Genomic DNA, 17,819 nt, shown 5'->3' on the forward strand with positions numbered 1-17,819 from the left:
ATCAGGCGGGGGCGCCGAGCGGGATGGGGAGGTAGCCCATGCCCGTCCCGGTGAAGGCGTTGCGCCGCGGCTCGGTGACGATCTTGAGCCGGGAGTCGAAGCTGAGGTTCACCGGCTCCCAGACCCAGTCCTCCCCCTTCCGCACCAGGTCGTGGAGCTGGATCTTCATCGTGTAGCGGTAGGTGCCGGGCCGGGAGGTGTCGATCGTCGCGGACCAGTACCAGCCGTCCGTCACCAGGTCCGGCGAGCCGTACTCGGCCGGGTAGATGATCTTCTGGTCCACCGCCTCGCCGATGATGTCGGTGATCACCGGGGAGGGGTAGCTGTGCGCGGACGTCCCGCCGTCGGCGACCAGCTGGCCGGTCACGTCCAGCATCTTCTGGCCGGAGAGGCCGCGGGTGCCGGCCGTGGTGCGCACCCGCTTGCCGGCGGTGCGCCGGATCCGGCCGAGATCGGCCGCGCTGACCGTGCCCGATCCGTCGGCCAGCGCCGCCAGTTCCGTCAGCGCCTGCTGGTCGGCCTGCCGCGCCCGGTCGGCGTGGTAGCCGCGCGGGACCGTCGGCGGGATCGAACCGAGGCTGTACGGGAGCCAGTTGAGCACCTGCTCGCTCGCCTGCGAGCCGTCCTGCCAGTAGGAGCCGTTGATGATGGTCACCAGGTCGCCGGTGCCCTCGCCCTCGGAGCCGTGCAGCTTCATGTTGTCGAACAGGTAGGTGTTGTCCCGCAGCGTCCGGGCCGCCAGCGCGTTGCCGACGTCCACCAGCACGATGACCGCTAGCTGTTGGGGCATGAGCCCGCCTTTCTCGTTGTCGTTCGGGGGAGTTCCGTCAGATCCGCGTGCCGTGGACGGCGCGTGCCGTCAGATGCACATCAGCGCGGGCGAGTCGATGTGCAGCACGCTGTGCGGGCCCTCGTACATCTGCAGTTCGAGGCGGTACCGGTACAGCACCCCGGGGGTCATGTACGGCGGCACCACGCCGGTCCAGACGTCGAGGTCGAGCTTCTCGCCCTCCTCGGTGAAGTCCTCCGGGTCCGGCTCCGCGCCGTGGCCCGCCCCGAGGAAGGTGATGCTCCTGATGTCGACCGGCGTCTGGAGGTCCACCGCGAGCGCGGACCACTGGATCACCTGGCCGGGGGCGACGACGGTGCACAGCTCGGGCGTGCCCTGGCCGGTGCTCTGGAACGATCCGTCGTCCACCAGGGTGAGGTTCCCGTCGAGCAGCGTGCCGGCCGAGAGCGCCCCGATGACGTCCACCACCACGGCGATGTTGACCTGCGGCTTCATAACACTCCTGTCCTCTACGGTTGTTCGGTGTCGGGTCCGCGCTAGCCGCGGTCCCGGACCAGCGGCACCTTGCCCACGCTCGTCCGCTCGATCTCGGTCGAGGACCGGGGCACGAAGGTGAGCAGGAACCGGTAGCCGGTCTTCTCGATCGACGCCGGGTTCGCCTCGCCCTGGTTGAACAGGGACAGGGCGCGCGGCAGGGCGTTGACGAAGACGCGCTGCAGCCCGTACGGCCCGAGCCCGGTGTCCGCCCGGTAGGTCAGGCCGGGCACGTCGTCCACCGAGGCGAGCAGCGTGATGGTCCTGCTCTCCCGGTGGTTCACGAACTGGATCTCGTGCGCCACCTCGTCCAGGTCGACCGTCCCGGCCCGCCGCAGCTCGTCCCGGAGGGCCTCGTAGGCGCGCCGGGCGGAGTACTGGCTGTCGTTCAGGTGCAGGATGTCCCCGGTCCGGCCGGCGAACTCGAACTGCTCGGCCTTCAGCCCGGGCCCGTCCAGCCGCGGCCGGCGGATCATCCGGTCGCCGAGCTTGAGCCGCAGCAGCGGCGCCTCGTGGGCGTGCAGCCGGGTGACGACCAGCTCGCCCTCCTCGCCCTCGGCGACCCAGCGGCCGTGCTCGTCCACGATCTCCACCAGGTGCAGACCGGGGACCGCGGCCAGGAAGGGCGACTCCTCCCGCAGCTGGAGGCCGATGGTCTCGGCCTGGGTGGCGGCGAAGTAGCTGAGGATCGCCAGGTTCGGGTACATCGCCTGCAGTTCGGCCCGCTTGCGCTGCGGCAGCACCCCGCTGCCGTACAGCGCGACCCGGAAGCTCTCCTTGGCCTCCCGGCTCATCCCGGCGCCGAGTTCACCGAGGATCGCGATGCCCGCGGTGATGCCCATCAGCGCCTTGGGGCCGGGGTAGGAGAACATGTGCTCCAGGACCGGGGCGGTCACCGGGCCGGCGCCGATGTAGTTGATGCCGGGCACGTTGGCCAGCACCCCGCCGACCATGGTGCCGCTGCTCCACATCTGGTAGTCGGCCAGCGTGGTGTAGAGCCACTTGGGATCGGTGCCGCCCAGGTACTCGTCGAGCTGGTACGTGCCCATGAAGTGGCCGGCCACCTCGTAGGTGTCGCGCAGCTCCCGCAGCGAGTAGACGGTCTCCAGCGGGCGGCCGCTGGTGGTACCGCCGCTGGCCACGATCTCGAAGCCGCCCGCCGCGATCGGCACCACCATGCCGGGGCGGCCGTCCATGAAGAAGTCGCGCTGGACGTCCTTGTCGGAGAGCGGGACGCGCTGCCAGTCCTCGTACGTCGCGGGGGCGCCGGCGATCCCACCACCGGCCAGCCGCTCGCGCCAGAGCGGGTTGAGCAGCGCGGTGTTGACCATCTGCTGCAGCCGGCGCAGCACCAGCGCGTCCTGCACCTCGTGCGGGAGCTCGCTGTACGGGGCGTGGCAGGCCCGCTCGGCCTCGCGCATCCGGCTGAGGAAGGTGGGGAGCTTGCCGACCGCGTCGACCGAGTCCGGCTTCAGCTCCCAGTCGGGGATCAGCCGGACCGCCAGCTCGGCGGCGTCGACGGTCGGCGTCCGGGTCTGCGGAACGCTCACTGGGCTCATCGTCGAATTCCTATTCACTGTCGCTGCTGTGGTCGCGGTGGCGCAGGTCGTATCCGGCCCGCCTGATCTCGCCGAGCAGCATCCGGAAATGCTCGGTGGTGGTCCGGTGGTTCATCATGACCACCCGCAGGGCGGCCACCCCGTCGATGTCGACCTTGGAGATGAAGAAATTGCCCTGGATTTTGAGCCGGTTCCGGATATCCAGCTGGAGGCGGTGCACCTCGTTCTCGCCGAGGCCGTCCGGCAGGTGCCGGAAGCAGAGGATGTTCGCCTCCGGCCGGTGCACGGGTTCGAAGTCCGGCTCGTCCACCAGAATGCGGTGGATATCCTCGGTCAGCTGGCAGAGGTATTCGATCTTCTCCGCGAAAAGGGCCCGCCCGTGGATGCTCCAGAGCGCCCACAGCGGCATGATCATCGGGCGCTTGGTGCACTCGAAGTTCTTGTCCCCGCTGTCCAGCGCCGTGTAGATGTCCGGCTGCTCGTCGAAAACGTAGCTGGCCTGCTGGCGGAATGCCCCGAGACTGTCCCGTTTGTCCCGGTAGAACAGCAAGGTGCAGGGCGCCGGGACGAACATCATCTTGTGCGCGTCCCAGGTCAGCGAATCCGCCTTCTCGATTCCGCCGAGCTTTCCCCGGAGTTTGTCGGAGACCAGCAGGCTGGCGCCGTGGGCACCGTCCACGTGCAGCCAGATGCCCTTCTCCCGGGCGAGGTCGGCGAGCCCGTCGATCGGGTCGAAGGCGCCCACCGCGGTGGTGCCGGCCGAGGCGACCAGGCAGAACACCTCCAGCCCGCGCCGCTCGGCCTCGGCCAGCGCCGCGCGCGCCCGGTCCAGGCAGATCCGCTGGTCGGCGCCGAGGGGCAGGCGGACGAGCTGCTCGTCGCCGATCCCCATCACCCCGGCCGCCCGCGAGACGCTGTAGTGCACGTCCGCGCCGACCGCGATGGCGGGCCGGGGCCGCCCGGCGAGCGCGCCGCCGCCCTGTGACCAGTAGTCCGGGAAGTGCTTGTTCCGCGCCGCCAGCAGCGCGGTGAGATTGGCCAGGGAGCCCCCGGAGGTCGTCACCATGGCGAAGCTGTCCGGTTCCCACCCGATGAACCGGTTGAGCTCCTCCGCCATGATGCGTTCCGCCACATTGGGCAGCTGGCCCGCCTCGTAGAACGAGGACGGCTGATTGACCACCGAACTCACGAAATCGACGACCCCGGCGAGCGGGATCACCCCCGAGAACTGCCGCCCCATGGCCCCGGGAGAATGGACCTGGATTCCGGTCCGGACATAGAGGTCGACGATTGCCGACAACCGCTCCTCGTCGAAGGCGGCGATCCGGTCCCGTTCCGGGGTCATCAGCCCGCGGGCCGTCTTGGTCAGGATTTCGGGATCGGTGAGTTCGAGCCCTCGGATCGCCACGTCGGCCAGGTGCTTTTCCAGCCGGCTGGCCACCGATTCGGTACTGGCCCGGAACAGCCGGGCATCGAACACCTCGGCCAGGGTGCCGGCCCACAGGGTGGTGGCCGCGATCGGGGCGGTGCGTAACTGACGCCTGGTGTCACGTTGCTGGATAACGGGGGCCGACTCTGCTCGGGCTTCCGCCACGGGATGTCTCCCAAGAATTCCGCTGACCGGCCTGCGGTCAACTCGGCATACGTGATTGGTCCTTACTTCGCGTCAAGATTGTCGACACCCCGGCGGCCTGTCCAGCCCCGTCACCCCTAGGAGTGATAAGTTCAGATCACAAATCGATAGTTAAGAAAATATGACTATCGATCGGCCGGTCGGCCGGTTTTTTCGGACCCGCAGACCGGCCCGGAACGGCGGTTTCTCCACGGAAGGCACGCCCTCACCAAGGGAGGAATCGATTCCGCACAGCCCGGCACCGGCGTGCAAAACGCCGCGCACGCCCTCATATGCAGCCGGGCGCCCCCTTGGGCGCCATGCATACGAACCCCTGCCTCAATAGAACAGGAAGGAACAAACGTTCGATCTACGGCCGCCGACCAGGCCAGGGCCGGCCCCGAGGGCACGGCGGGCCTACAGCGGCGTAACGGCCTTCAGCACCAGCAGCAGCGCGACCGCCGCGTTGAGCGCGCAGAGCGCCGACGCCGCGGTACCCACCGCGGCGACCATCGCGGCCAGCCCCGCCCGGGTGTGCGCCGGCGGCCAGTTCCGCGTGGACGGCACCGGGCCGAGCAGCGCGGCCACCCGGCGCGGCACCGGGCCGGGAACGGGCGCCGGGGCGGCGAAGGCCGCGAACCCGGGGGTCGGCGCCTGGCGCGAGACCAGCGCCGCCCGCGCCACCGCGCGCGCCGTGATCCGCCGGTCCCCCACCGCCTGGGCCGACTCCTCGTCCGCCCAGCGCTCCGCACTGAACGCCACCGCCTGCCGCAACGGCCGCAGGAACGGGTTGACGCTGCCCGCCAGCTGAGTGGTCAGCAGATAGCGGTGGTGCCGGTGGACGAGGTGCGCCCGCTCGTGCGCGAGCAGCGCCTCCCGCTCGTCCTCGGCCAGCCCGGCCAGCATGCCCGTCGACACCACCACCCGCCCGGGCGACCCGGGCAGCGCGTACGCGTACGGGCTCTCGTCCGGCAGCACCGCGAGATCGTCGGCCGGCCCGGCCGGCAGCCCGTCCAGCGCCCGCCGCGCCCGGGCCCGCACCCGCAGATGCCGCACGACCGTCCGCAGGCAGGCCCCGGTCACCACGACCAGCAGGCAGATCGCCGCCGTGCCGACCGTCTCGTGGTACGGCAGCGCCGCCCGCACCTCCGGGTCGGACCAGCTGTCCGGCAGCGGGTTGCCCGGGATCTGCGCCGTGCCCACCACGCCGATCAGGCCGAGGCAGAGCGCACTGCACACCGCCATCACCGCGCTGATCACGGTCAGCAGGCGGGTCGCGGCCCGCGGATGCAGATGCTGCTCGGTGAGACGGGCGATCGGCACCGCCGTCAGCGGCAGGATGAGCGGGAGGAAGACGAAGAAGCCCACGGGTCAGCTCTCACGGTCGGCCACTGCCGGATCGGCGGACGCGGTGTCGAGCAGCGCCCGCAGCAACTCCTCGTCGTGCGGCAGCAGAGCACTGACGAAGCTGGCCAGCACGGCGTCCCGGTCGGCCTCGCCGTCGAGCATCCGGCGCATCCGCAGCGCGGCCAGACCCGCCGCGTCGGAGGACGCCTGCCACAGGTACGAACGGCCCGAACGCGTCCGGGAGACGGCCTTCTTGGCGTGCAGCCGGGACAGAATGGTCATCACGGTGGTGTACGCCAGGTCGCCGTCCAGCCGCTCCTGCACCCACCCCGCCGTGGCCGGTCCCGGCGCCCGCTGGAGCACCGCCAGGACCTGGGCCTCCAGCTCGCCCTGGCCGCGCCGCCGGGCACGCGGATCCCCGGCCGCCTGGCCGTGTCTCTCCTCTGCCATGACGGCCACTCCCTCCGGATGGTGCGCCCCGCGGCCGGCGGGACACGCTGTCATCCTAACGAGCGGCCCGGGGCGGCAGCGCGGCCCGGCAGCGCGGCGGCCCGGCCGGTCAGCGCAGCGGTTCGCGCGCGTTCTCCCGCCGGTCGAGCGCGGCGATCCCGGGGTGGTGCAGGTCGAAGGCCGGGGACTCGGAGCGGATCCGCGGCAGGGTGACGAAGTTGTGCCGCGGCGGCGGGCAGGAGGTGGCCCACTCCAGCGAGCGGCCGTAACCCCACGGGTCGTCCACGGTGACCTTCTCGCCGTACCGCGCGGTGTGCCAGACGTTGTAGAGGAACGGCAGCGTGGAGATCCCCAGCAGGAAGGATCCGATGCTGGAGACGGTGTTCAGGGTGGTGAAGCCGTCCGTGGCGAGGTAGTCGGCGTAGCGGCGGGGCATGCCCTCGGCGCCGAGCCAGTGCTGCACCAGGAAGGTGGTGTGGAAGCCGACGAAGAGCGTCCAGAAGTGGATCCGCCCGAGCCGTTCGTCCAGCATCCTGCCGGTGAACTTGGGCCACCAGAAGTGGAAGCCGGCGAACATCGCGAAGACGACGGTGCCGAAGACCACGTAGTGGAAGTGGGCGACGACGAAGTACGAGTCCGAGACGTGGAAGTCGATCGGCGGGGCCGCCAGCAGAACGCCCGTCAGACCGCCGAAGAGGAAGGTGACCAGGAAGCCGACCGTCCAGAGCATCGGCGTCTCGAAGCTCAGCGAGCCCCGCCACATGGTGCCGATCCAGTTGAAGAACTTCACCCCGGTCGGCACCGCGATCAGCATCGTCATGATCGAGAAGAACGGCAGCAGCACCTGCCCGGTGACGAACATGTGGTGCGCCCAGACCGTGACCGACAGCCCGGTGATGGTGATGGTCGCCCCGATCAGGCCGGGGTAGCCGAAGACGGGTTTGCGGCTGAAGACCGGGATCACCTCGGTCACGATGCCGAAGAACGGCAGCGCGATGATGTACACCTCCGGGTGGCCGAAGAACCAGAACAGGTGCTGCCAGAGCAGCGCCCCGCCGTTGGCCGCGTCGAACACGTGCGCCCCGAACTTGCGGTCCGCCTCCAGGCAGAGCAGCGCCGCCGCCAGCACCGGGAAGGCGAACAGCACCAGCACCGCCGTCAGCAGGATGTTCCAGACGAAGATCGGCATCCGGAACAGCGTCATCCCGGGGGCCCGGAAGCAGACGACGGTGGTGATGAAGTTGACCGAGCCCAGGATGGTGCCGAAGCCGGAGAACGCCAGCCCCATGATCCACAGGTCCGCGCCGATACCGGGGCTGTGCTCGGCTCCGTTCAGCGGCGCGTAGGCGAACCAGCCGAAGTCGGCCGCGCCGTCGGGGGTCAGGAAGCCCGCCATGACGATCAGCGAGCCGAACAGGTAGAGCCAGTAGGCGAGCGCGTTCAGCCGGGGGAAGGCCACGTCGGGCGCGCCGATCTGAAGCGGCATGATCCAGTTGGCGAAGCCGGCGAACAGCGGCGTCGCGAACATCAGCAGCATGATCGTGCCGTGCATGGTGAACAGCTGGTTGAACTGCTCGTTGGAGAGCAGCTGGAGCCCCGGCCGGGCCAGCTCGATCCGCATCAGCATCGCCATCACCCCGCCGGCCAGGAAGAACAGGAACGCGGTGGTGATGTAGAGGGTGCCGATGCGCTTGTGGTCGGTGGTGGTCAGCCAGCCCACCAGGGCCTGGCCGCGGCGGCGCCGCCGGACGGAGAGCCAGCGGTCCAGCCGGGGAGCGTGCGACGGGTGCGGGGCCTGCTCCACGACGTCCTGCGGCAGAAGAGTCACGCACCGCGCCTTCCGTGCTCGGGGCCGGACCGGGCCCGGACAGTGGTCGGACAACCACTACCAGTCGCCGCCGGTGGGCGTCCGGGGCACGCACGACGCGTCACCCGAACAGGCGCGGCCCGGTTGCCGGCCGCCCGGGCCCGGCAGACGGTCGAAGTCCGAATGTCCGTTCGGCTTTTGGAGGAGCACATGTCCGTTCGGCCCTGGAGGAGCAGATGAACAGCGCTTCGGGCACCCCGCCGGCCGGCCCCGAGCAGCCACAGCCCTGGCGCGCCGGGTCCGGCGCCCCGCCCGGGCAGCGGTTCAGCGACTGGGCCCCCGGCCTGGTGATGTTCGCGGGTGTCCTGATGCTGCTGAACGGCTTCATGGAGGTGCTGCGGGGCATCATGGCGGTCTCGAACGACGAGCTGTTCATCGCCACCCCGCGGTACGTGTTCCGGTTCGATCTCACCGGATGGGGCTGGATCGAGATCGTCGTCGGCGCGCTGGTCGCGGTGGTCGGTCTCTTCGTCCTCCGGGGAGCCGCCTGGGCCCGGTACGCCGGTATCGTCCTCACCGTGCTGAGCGCCGCCGAGAGCTTTCTGTCCATGCCGTACTACCCGCTCTGGTCGCTCGTCGTGATCGCGCTCGACGTCTTCATCATCTGGGCGCTCTGCGTCTACCGCCCGGAGCAGGCCGCGCACTGACCGCGCTCCGCGCCACCCGGCACCACAGGCCCGTCCACGCGCCCGTACCCCCGCTCAGGTACGGGCGCGCTGCGTGACCGGCTGGCCCGGGCCGCGCCAGGGCCGACACAGGGCCGCCAGGGCCACCCGGGCCGCGAGCCGGCGGCTCAGCCGCGGTGGCCCGCCATCCGCTCCAGCCGGGCGATGCGCTCGGCCATCGGGGGATGGGTGGAGAACAGCTTGGCGCCGGCCTCGCCGGGCCGGAACGGGCTGGCGATCATCATGTGGCTGGCGGTCTGGAGCTGGGGCTCCGGCGGCAGCGGCAGCTGCCTGGTCCCGATCTCCAGCTTGCGCAAGGCGCTCGCCAGGGCGAGCGGGTCACCGGTGATCCGGGCGCCGTCGGCGTCGGCCTGGTACTCGCGGGAGCGGCTGACGGCCAGCTGGATCAGCGAGGCCGCGAGCGGGCCGAGGATCATGATCGCGAGCATCCCGAACAGCCCCGGGCCGTCGTCGTCCTCGCTGCGGCCGAAGGGGATCAGCCAGGCGAAGTTCACCAGGAACATCACCACCGAGGCGAGCGCCCCGGCGACCGAGGAGATCAGGATGTCCCGGTTGTAGACGTGGCTCAGCTCGTGCCCCAGCACGCCCCGCAGCTCGCGTTCGTCCAGCAGCTGCAGGATGCCGTCGGTGCAGCAGACGGCGGCGTTGCGCGGGTTGCGGCCGGTGGCGAAGGCGTTCGGGGCCGGGGTCGGCGAGATGTAGAGCCGGGGCATCGGCTGGCGGGCCGAGGTGGAGAGCTCGCGGACGATCCGGTACAGCTGCGGCGCCTCGATCTCGCTCACCGGGCGGGCCCGCATCGCGCGCAGGGCGAGCTTGTCGCTGTTCCAGTAGGCGTAGGCGTTGGTCCCGAGGGCGACCAGCAGGGCGATCACCAGACCCGTACGGCCGAAGAAGCTGCCGATCACCAGGATCAGCGCCGAGAGGCCACCGAGCAGTGCGGCGGTCCTCAGTCCGTTGTGCCGGCGGTGCACGGCAGGCCCTCCAATGGTGCGCGGTGGGGAAGCCCTTTCTGCCTCGTCCCTCTGCCCGCTCAACGGGTGGGGCCGTCGGCCTTGTTCCCTTGTGACCACCGCGACACCCGGTCGCCGGATCCCCCGCACCGCCGGCCGGGGCTCAGAACAGCGTGCCGCCGGCCACCTGGAGGACCAGCTGCGGAGCCGCCGAGAGCACCACGGCGGCCGAGGCGGTGAGGCCGAGGGTGGCGGCCAGCGAGGCGGGCAGCCGTGGCTCGGGGGCCGTTTCCGCCGCCTTCCCGCCGTCCGCCGCCGGCGCGAAGAGCCGCGCCGTCCAGAGCAGGTAGTAGTACAGGGCGATGACCACATTGACGGCCATCACCACGGCCAGCCAGCCCAGCCCGGAGTCGACGGCGGCGCGGAACACCACCACCTTGCCGAACAGACCGACCACGCCCGGCGGCAGCCCGGCCAGGCAGAGCAGGAAGAAGGCGAGCGCCAGAGCCGTCCAGCGGCGCCGGGCGAACAGGCCGCGGAAGTCGTCGACCCTGGTCCCGGCCCGGCGGCCGACGGCGGCGACCACACCGAAGGCGCCCAGGTTCACCACGCCGTAGATCAGCGCGTACGCGGCGGTGGCGCCGAGCGGGTCGGTCCCGGTGGGCGCGTAGCCGGCGGCGGCCAGCGGCACCAGCAGATAGCCGGCCTGGCCGACGGAGGACCAGGCGAGCAGCCGCACCGCGCTGTACGAGGTGTCGAAGCGCTGGCGCAGCGCGCCCACGTTGCCGACCGTCATGGTGACGGCGGCCAGCACCGCGAGCGCCAGACCCCAGGTGTGCGCGTACGGGCGGAAGGCGATCGTGGTGACCAGCGCCAGACCGGCCAGGCCCGCCGCCTTTCCGACCACCGAGAGGTAGCCGGCCACCGGCAGCGGGGCACCGGTGTAGGTGTCGGGCACCCAGAAGTGGAACGGGGCGGCGGCGACCTTGAAGGCGAAGCCGACCAGGGTGAGCACCGCACCGGCCTCGGCCAGCGGCTTGAGCTGTCCGGGGACGCCGTCCAGGCCGTGGCCGATCAGCGCGAGGTGCAGACTGCCGCTGGCGGCGTAGACGAAGCCGACGCCCAGCAGCATCACGGCGGTCGCGGTGACGGAGGAGAGGAAGAACTTCAGCGCGGCCTCGGCACCCCGGCCGTCGCGGCGCAGCGCGACCAGCGCGAAGGCCGGCAGCGAGGCCACCTCCAGGGCGACCACCAGGGTGGCGAGGTCACGGGCGGCGGGCAGCAGGGCGGCACCGGTGGCGCTGGAGAGCAGCAGGAACCAGTACTCGCCGCGGGGCAGCCCCGCGGCGGAGCCGCCGCCCGGCGCCTCCTCGTCCACGGTGTGCATCGACAGCAGCGCGGCGATCAGCGCGCCGCCGAGCGCCAGCAGCTGGAAGACCAGGGCGAAGTGGTCGGCCACGTACGAGCAGCCGGCGTTCTGGGCGTCGGTGCCGGTGTCCCGGACGCAGAAGGTGCCCCGGGGCCCGCCGCCGGTCAGCGAGAGGAGGGAGACGAGCGCGAGGGCGAGTCCGGCCGCGGTGAGCCGGCCGAGCAGCTTCTTGTGGCGCGCGGGCAGGAAGAGGTCGGTGACCAGCACGGCGAGGGCGGCCACGGCGGCGATCAGCGGGGGCGCGATCGCCACCCAGTCCACGGACTGGATCAGGCTGCCCGGGTTGGCTACGGCGAGGGAGGTCACAGTGGGCTGCCCCGTGGAGTGAGGTCCGAGTGCGAGCTGGGCTCCGAGCGCGGTGCCGAGCATGATCAGCCACCCCCGAGGAGGTGCTTGACGGCGGGATCGGAGAGACCGAGCAGGAGCGCGGGCCAGAGGCCGGCGAGCAGGGTGAGGGCGGCCAGCGGCGTCCAGCTGACGGCCTCGTACGGGCGCAGATCGGCGAGCTCCGGCACCGGGGCGGGCTGCTTCGGGTCGCCCATGCAGACGCGCTTGACCACGATCAGCAGGTACGCGGCGGTGAGGAGGGTGCCGAGACCGGCCAGGACCATGTAGGTGACGAAGGCGGGGCGCGACAGGCCCTCGGCCGGATCGAACGCGCCGAACATCGCGAGCAGCTCGCCCCAGAAGCCGGCCAGCCCGGGCAGGCCGAGGCTGGCGACGGCCGCGAAGGCGAGCAGCGCGCCGATCCGCGGCGCCCGCCCGTAGAGGGCGGCGCCGGTGGAGCCGGCGAGGGTGTCGAGGTCCGCCGTGCCGTAGCGGTCCTTCAGCGTGCCCACCACGAAGAACAGCAGGCCGGTGATCAGGCCGTGGGCGATGTTGGCGAACAGGGCACCGTTGACGCCCACCGGGGTGAGGGAGGCGATGCCCAGCAGCACGAAGCCCATGTGGCCGACGGAGGAGTAGGCGATCAGGCGCTTGAGGTCGCCCTTGGCTCCGGACCGGGCGAGCGCGAGGCAGACCAGCGAGCCGTAGACGATGCCGACGGCGGCGAACGCGCCCAGGTAGGGGGCGAGCGTCGCGGTGCCGTCGGGGACGACCGGGAGGAGGACGCGGACCAGACCGTAGGTGCCCATCTTCAGCAGCACACCGGCGAGCAGCACGGAGCCGACGGTCGGGGCCGCCGTGTGCGCGTCCGGGAGCCAGCTGTGCAGCGGCCAGGCGGGGGCCTTGACCGCGAGCCCGATCATGATCGCCAGCGCGGCGATCACCTGGGTGGTGTGGCTCAGGCCGCTGCCGTGGGCGGCGGCCAGGGCCTGCATGTCGAAGGTGCCCGCCTTGCTGCCGACCAGCAGGAAGCCGAGCAGCATCACGGCCGAGCCGAGCAGCGTGTACAGGATGAACCGGTTGGCGGCCGGCACCTTCGCCCCGCTCCCCCAGCGGGCGATCAGGAAGTACATCGGGATCAGCACGATCTCGAAGGCCAGGAAGAAGAGCACGAGGTCCAGCACCGCGAAGGTGGCGAGCATGCCGGTTTCGAGGAGGAGGAAGAGCCCGGTGAAGGCCCGGGCGGAGGGCACGTGCTCCCCGCTCGGCAGCCGCCGCTCCGAGTACAGCGCGCAGAGGAAGGTGAGCAGCGAGGTCAGCACGATCAGCGGCAGCGAGACGCCGTCCACACCGAGGTGGAAGCGCACACCGATGGCCGGGATCCAGGACACGTCGGTGGTGGCCTGCATCCGGGCGGGCTCGTCGTGGTCGAAACCGGCCGCCAGGGCGACGGTGAGGACGAGGACGGCACCGGTGAGGACGGTGTTCAGCCGCAGCGCGCGCCGGTCGGCGACGGCCGGGTCGGTGCCGAACACCGGCGCCAGGGTGAGGGCCGCACCGAGCAGCGGCAGTGCCAGGAGGGCGATGAGGACTGCGTTCATCGGTGGCTCCTACGGGCTGCGGTCGGCTGGACGGGGTGGGTCGGCTGGGGCATGCGCTACACCGCCACCAGGACGGCCAGCAGCACGACGCCGGCGAGCAGCGCGCTGAGGTAGGTCTGCGCGTTGCCGGTCTGCGCCAGCCGGACGGCCCGGCCGAGCAGGTTGGCGCCGAGCCCGCCGCTGCGGACGTACGTCTCGACGACCTCGCGGTCGAGGAAGCGGACGAGCCGCGCGGCGGCGGTCACCGGGCGGACGAACAGCGTGCTGTAGAGGCGGTCGACGCCGAAGCCGTGCCGGGCCGGGCCGAACAGCGGGCCGAGCAGGGTGCGCCCGGGGTCGGCGACGATCACCTCGGCGGCCGGGGCACCGGCCTGCCCGGGCACCCGGCCCTCGGCGGCCGGGGCCGGCCGGCCCGCGCCGAGCCGTGCGGTCGCCGACCGCCAGGCCCCGTACGCCAGCAGCACGCCCACCAGGGCGAGGCCGGTGCCGGTCACCGCGGTGACCGCCGACGGCCGCAGCGAGCCGCCGTCCAGCAGCGCGGGCAGCCAGTCGGAGCGCAGGCCGGCGACGCCGAAGCCCATGGTCGGGACGGCGAGCACCCAGAGCGGCCAGCGCATCGCGGGCGGCTCGGCGGTGGCCGGGTCGGCCTCGTCCACCTCGGGCGAGTACGGCGCGTCCGCCTCCGGCCCGGCGGGAGCGGCAGCACCGGCGGCGGCCGCCGGGCCGTGGAACGCCACCAGGAACAGCCGGGTCGCGTACGCGGCGGTGATCAGCGCGGTGAGCCCGGCCGAGATCAGCACGATCCAGCCGGCCGTCTGCGGCACGGCCGAGGCCGGGCCGAGGCCGTTGGTCAGCGCCTCGCCGTTGGCGGCGTGCTCGGCCGCGGTCAGCACCGCCTCCTTGCTGAAGAAGCCGGAGAACGGCGGCAGCCCGACCAGGGCGACCAGCGCGATGCCCATCGTCCAGTAGGCGTCCGGGACGCGCCTGCGCAGCCCCGGCATCCGGGACATCGCGGAGATCGAGTTGGTGTGCGCGGCGTGGATCACCACACCGGCGGCCAGGAACAGCAGCGCCTTGAACGCGCCGTGGCTGACCAGGTGGAAGACGGACGCCTCGCGGTCGCCACTGGCCAGCGCGCCGGCCATGTAGCCGAGCTGGCCGACGGTCGAGTAGGCGAGCACCCGTTTGAGGTCGTCCTGGGCGAGCGCGCAGAGCGCCGAGCCGATCATCGTCACGGCGGCCATCACCGCGAGCACGACCAGCGCCGCGCCCGAGAGCAGGAAGACCGGCAGCAGCCGGGCGACCAGGTAGATGCCGGCCGCGACCATGGTGGCGGCGTGGATCAGCGCGGAGACCGGCGTCGGGCCGGCCATCGCGTCCGGGAGCCAGGTGTGCAGCGGGAACTGCGCGCTCTTGCCGGCCACACCGGCGAGCAGCAGCAGCGCGATCAGCGTCGGGTGGCCGAGCCGCCCGTCGGTGGCCGCGGTCAGCACGTCGGGGATCCGGAAGCTTCCGGCGTCGGCGCCGAGCAGGAAGATGCCGAACAGGAACGGCACGTCGCCGAGCTTGGTGACCAGGAAGGCCTTCAGCGAGGCCGAACGGGCGTCGGCGGTCTCCCAGTGGTGGCCGATCAGGAAGTACGAGCAGATGCCCATGACCTCCCAGCCGACCAGCAGCACGATCAGGTCGCCCGAGTAGACGACCAGGAACATCGCCGCCGTGAACAGCGAGACCAGCGCCGCGTAGGACGGGTAGCGCGGGTCGTCCTTGAGGTAGGCGGTCGAGTAGACCTGCACACAGGTGGCGACCAGGCCGACCAGGACGGAGATCAGCGAGCTGAAGCCGTCCAGGTGGATGCCGAGCGCGATGTCGGGGCCGCCGGTCGGGGTGAGCCGGGTGGCGGCGTCCAGCGTCTGGCCGGTGCCGAGCTGGAGCGCGACGACCAGGGCCAGCACGGCCGAGACCGCGACCGGCACGATCGCCAGCGGCCGGGCCAGGCCCGGGGCGCGCCGGCCGGTGGCCAGGGTGGCCGCGGCGCCGAGCGCGGGCAGGGCGGGGACGAGGGCGGGCAGGGCGAGGTTCATACGGCGGCCTGGCCCTTCAGCGCCTCGGCGCCGGCGGGCGCCTCCTCGGCGGTGGACTCGGACGGGTCGCCGAGCGCGGTGACCTTGTCGATGTCCGCGGTGCCCCGGGCCCGGAACAGCAGCAGGACGATGGCGAGCCCGAGACCGATCTCGGCGGCGGCGATGGTGATGGTGAACAGGGTGAGCGCCTGGCCGGCGTGGAGTGAGTCGCGCAGCCAGGCGTCGAAGGCGACGAGGTTGAGGTTGACGGCGTTGAGCATCAGCTCGACCGACATCAGCACCAGGACGACGTTGCGCCGGGCGAGCACGCCGTACACGCCGACGCTGAACAGCAGCGCGGCGAGGACGACGGGGTAGGCGAGATGCATCAGCCCTCCTGCGGCGGGGTCGTCGAGGCGGGACCGGCCGGCGCCCCGGGCGTACCGGCGGCCTTCGCCGCGGCGGCGGCGACGGTCACGTTGGACCCCACCGGCCGCCCGGCCCGCAGTCGGCCGGCCCGGGGCGGCGGCACCCGCCGCCCGGCCCCGCGCGACAGCACGATCGCCCCGACCAGCGCCGCCAGCAGCAGCACCGAGAGCGCCTCGAAGGGCAGTACCCAGGTCCGGAACAGGCTCGCGCCCGTCACGGCCGCCGAGCCGCCGCCCGCACCGAGGTCGATCCAGGAGGTCCGGAAGGCGTCCACGACCAGCGTCACCAGGGTGCCGGCCGAAGCCAGCGCCACCACCAGGGCCACCCACCGGTTGCCCGAGTCGGCGTCCGGCGAGCGCCCGATCGGCGCCTTGGTGAGCATCAGCCCGAACAGCACCAGCACGACCACCGAGCCGAGGTAGATCAGCACCTGCACCCAGGCGATGAACTCGGCGGTGAGCAGCAGGAACTCCACCGCCAGCCCGCCGAGCGCGACGACCAGCCAGAGCGCGGCGTGCACCAGCTGCCTGGTGGTGACGGCGACCACGGCCGAGCCGAGCACGGCGATGCCGACCAGCAGGAAGACGATCTCCACCCCGGTCGGGGAGAGGAAGGACCGGGCGGCCGGATCCAGCGGCCCGGTCGCGGCGAGCAGCAGCGGGCTCATTCCGCGGCACCCCCCTCGTCCGAAGCCGCGGCGGCAGCGGCGGCGGCCAGCTTGTCCGCCGCCTTGCGCGCGGTGGCGATCTCCTTGGGCTCCTCGGCCGCCGGGTCCAGCGCCGGTGGCGCCGGGACGGTCCACATCCACTCGCGGAGCCTGTCCCGCTCATGGGTCAGTTCCAGGATGTCGGTCTCCGCGTACTCGAACTCGGGCGACCAGAACAACGCGTCGAACGGGCAGACCTCGATGCAGATCCCGCAGTACATGCAGAGCGAGAAGTCGATGGCGAACCGGTCCAGCACATTGCGGGTGCGGGCGCGGGCGTTCGGGTCGGCGGCCGGCAGCGTCTCCTTGTGGGAGTCGATGTAGATGCACCAGTCCGGGCACTCCCGGGCGCAGAGCATGCAGACCGTGCAGTTCTCCTCCAGCAGCGCGATCACGCCGCGCGAGCGCGGCGGCAGCGCGGGCTGCACCTCGGGGTACTGCGCGGTGACGCTCTTCTTCGTCATCGTCCGCAGAGTGACGGCCAGGCCCTTGGCCAGGCCGGCGCCGGGGAAGCTCATGAGATCGCCACCTTGATGATGCCGGTGAGGGCGAGCTGGACGAGGGCGAGCGGGATCAGCACGAGCCACGCGAAGCGCATCAGCTGGTCCTCGCGCAGCCGCGGGAAGGTGACCCGCAGCCAGATCACCACGAAGGCCAGCGCGAAGGTCTTCAGGATCGTCCACAGCCAGCCGAGCTGGTCCGGCAGCGGGCCGTGCCAGCCGCCCAGGAACAGCACCGCGGTCAGCGCGGACACCACCAGGATGCCCACGTACTCGGAGAGCAGGAACAGCGCGAAGCGCAGGCCGGTGTACTCGGTGTACGCGCCGAAGATGATCTCCGAGTCGGCGACCGGCATGTCGAACGGCGGGCGCTGGAGCTCCGCGAGGCCGGCCGTGAAGAACACGAACGCGCCGATGATCTGCCACGGGATCCAGTACCACTGCCAGGCGTCCATGATCCCGGGCAGCGACAGCGTCCCGGCGGCCATCGCGACGGAGGCGGCGGCGAGCACCATCGGCAGCTCGTACGACATCAGCTGCGCGGCCGTGCGCAGGCCGCCGAGCAGGGAGAACTTGTTCGCCGAGGCCCAGCCGGCCATCAGCTTGCCGAGCACGCCGACGCCGAGCACGGCGAGGACGAAGAACAGGCCGGCGTCCACCGCCTGGCCGACGAAGCCGTCCGGGCCCACCGGGATCGCGAGCAGCACGAACAGGTACGGCAGCAGCGAGACGGCGGGCGCCAGCTGGAAGATCCGGCGGTCCGCCCCGGCCGGGACGATGTCCTCCTTCTGCGCGAACTTCACGCCGTCGGCGACGAGCTGCGCCCAGCCGTGGAAGCCGCCGGCGTACATCGGGCCGAGGCGGCCCTGCATGTGCGCCATCACCTTGTGCTCGGTCTGGCCGATGACCAGGGGGAGGGTGAGGAAGACGACGAGCGTGGCGACGCAGCGCAGCAACGTGTCGAGCAGG

General features: G+C 71.8%; 16 protein-coding genes. 1 reads left to right on the plus strand and 15 read right to left on the minus strand.

Going from position 1 to position 17,819, the window contains the following annotated elements; translation table 11 throughout:
- Nucleotide 1: 1 nt before the first annotated feature.
- The 7 genes from AB0P06_RS07850 to ctaD form a co-directional block, all read right to left on the minus strand.
- Nucleotides 2–790, minus strand: a complete 789-nt coding sequence (locus AB0P06_RS07850; RefSeq protein WP_363605908.1) for a hypothetical protein — start codon at nucleotides 788–790, stop codon at nucleotides 2–4.
- A gap of 69 nt (nucleotides 791–859) precedes the next feature.
- Nucleotides 860–1,285, minus strand: coding sequence for a hypothetical protein (locus AB0P06_RS07855; protein ID WP_363605909.1), 426 nt, complete (start codon nucleotides 1,283–1,285; stop codon nucleotides 860–862).
- Nucleotides 1,286–1,326: 41 nt separating this feature from the next.
- The gene (locus AB0P06_RS07860) at nucleotides 1,327–2,883 is read right to left on the minus strand and encodes a hypothetical protein (protein WP_363605911.1); all 1,557 of its coding nucleotides are present in this window, start codon (nucleotides 2,881–2,883) and stop codon (nucleotides 1,327–1,329) included.
- A gap of 10 nt (nucleotides 2,884–2,893) precedes the next feature.
- Nucleotides 2,894–4,477, minus strand: a complete 1,584-nt coding sequence (locus AB0P06_RS07865; protein ID WP_363605912.1) for a pyridoxal-dependent decarboxylase — start codon at nucleotides 4,475–4,477, stop codon at nucleotides 2,894–2,896.
- A gap of 435 nt (nucleotides 4,478–4,912) precedes the next feature.
- A complete protein-coding gene (locus AB0P06_RS07870; RefSeq protein ID WP_363605913.1) occupies nucleotides 4,913–5,863 on the minus strand; it encodes a M56 family metallopeptidase in 951 nt (316 codons plus the stop codon).
- Nucleotides 5,864–5,866: 3 nt separating this feature from the next.
- The gene (locus AB0P06_RS07875; RefSeq protein WP_363605914.1) at nucleotides 5,867–6,292 is read right to left on the minus strand and encodes a BlaI/MecI/CopY family transcriptional regulator; all 426 of its coding nucleotides are present in this window, start codon (nucleotides 6,290–6,292) and stop codon (nucleotides 5,867–5,869) included.
- A 109-nt stretch (nucleotides 6,293–6,401) separates the two neighbouring features.
- Complete coding sequence (gene ctaD / locus AB0P06_RS07880) at nucleotides 6,402–8,060, minus strand: cytochrome c oxidase subunit I (RefSeq protein ID WP_363606052.1); 1,659 nt, start codon at nucleotides 8,058–8,060, stop codon at nucleotides 6,402–6,404.
- Nucleotides 8,061–8,335: 275 nt separating this feature from the next.
- On the opposite strand from ctaD, the gene AB0P06_RS07885 reads away from it, so the two are divergent.
- Nucleotides 8,336–8,806, plus strand: coding sequence for a hypothetical protein (locus AB0P06_RS07885; RefSeq protein WP_363605916.1), 471 nt, complete (start codon nucleotides 8,336–8,338; stop codon nucleotides 8,804–8,806).
- Between the two features lie 146 nt (nucleotides 8,807–8,952).
- Here AB0P06_RS07885 and htpX read toward each other — a convergent pair whose 3' ends face one another.
- From htpX to AB0P06_RS07925, 8 genes are all read right to left on the minus strand, one after another.
- Nucleotides 8,953–9,816, minus strand: a complete 864-nt coding sequence (gene htpX / locus AB0P06_RS07890) for a zinc metalloprotease HtpX (RefSeq protein ID WP_363605918.1) — start codon at nucleotides 9,814–9,816, stop codon at nucleotides 8,953–8,955.
- A gap of 142 nt (nucleotides 9,817–9,958) precedes the next feature.
- A complete protein-coding gene (locus AB0P06_RS07895; RefSeq protein ID WP_363606054.1) occupies nucleotides 9,959–11,530 on the minus strand; it encodes an NADH-quinone oxidoreductase subunit N in 1,572 nt (523 codons plus the stop codon).
- 65 nt (nucleotides 11,531–11,595) lie between these two features.
- The gene (locus tag AB0P06_RS07900) at nucleotides 11,596–13,152 is read right to left on the minus strand and encodes an NADH-quinone oxidoreductase subunit M (protein WP_363605919.1); all 1,557 of its coding nucleotides are present in this window, start codon (nucleotides 13,150–13,152) and stop codon (nucleotides 11,596–11,598) included.
- A gap of 56 nt (nucleotides 13,153–13,208) precedes the next feature.
- Nucleotides 13,209–15,236, minus strand: coding sequence for an NADH-quinone oxidoreductase subunit L (locus AB0P06_RS07905; protein ID WP_363605920.1), 2,028 nt, complete (start codon nucleotides 15,234–15,236; stop codon nucleotides 13,209–13,211).
- Nucleotides 15,233–15,604, minus strand: coding sequence for an NADH-quinone oxidoreductase subunit NuoK (nuoK, locus tag AB0P06_RS07910; RefSeq protein WP_363605921.1), 372 nt, complete (start codon nucleotides 15,602–15,604; stop codon nucleotides 15,233–15,235). Before nuoK ends, AB0P06_RS07905 begins: the two co-directional genes overlap by 4 nt.
- Entirely contained in the window at nucleotides 15,604–16,311 is a 708-nt protein-coding gene (locus AB0P06_RS07915; protein WP_363605922.1) for an NADH-quinone oxidoreductase subunit J, read from the minus strand. Before AB0P06_RS07915 ends, nuoK begins: the two co-directional genes overlap by 1 nt.
- Nucleotides 16,308–16,868 (minus strand): NADH-quinone oxidoreductase subunit I, encoded by a 561-nt coding sequence (locus tag AB0P06_RS07920; protein WP_363605923.1) that lies wholly within the window; start codon nucleotides 16,866–16,868, stop codon nucleotides 16,308–16,310. Before AB0P06_RS07920 ends, AB0P06_RS07915 begins: the two co-directional genes overlap by 4 nt.
- A complete protein-coding gene (locus tag AB0P06_RS07925; RefSeq protein WP_363606055.1) occupies nucleotides 16,865–17,818 on the minus strand; it encodes a complex I subunit 1 family protein in 954 nt (317 codons plus the stop codon). The genes AB0P06_RS07920 and AB0P06_RS07925 overlap by 4 nt, the downstream gene beginning before the upstream one ends.
- Between the last annotated feature and the right edge of the window lies 1 nt (nucleotide 17,819).

Origin of the sequence: Kitasatospora sp. NPDC088351 (assembly GCF_040685575.1) — a bacterium.
Taxonomy (GTDB): domain Bacteria; phylum Actinomycetota; class Actinomycetes; order Streptomycetales; family Streptomycetaceae; genus Kitasatospora.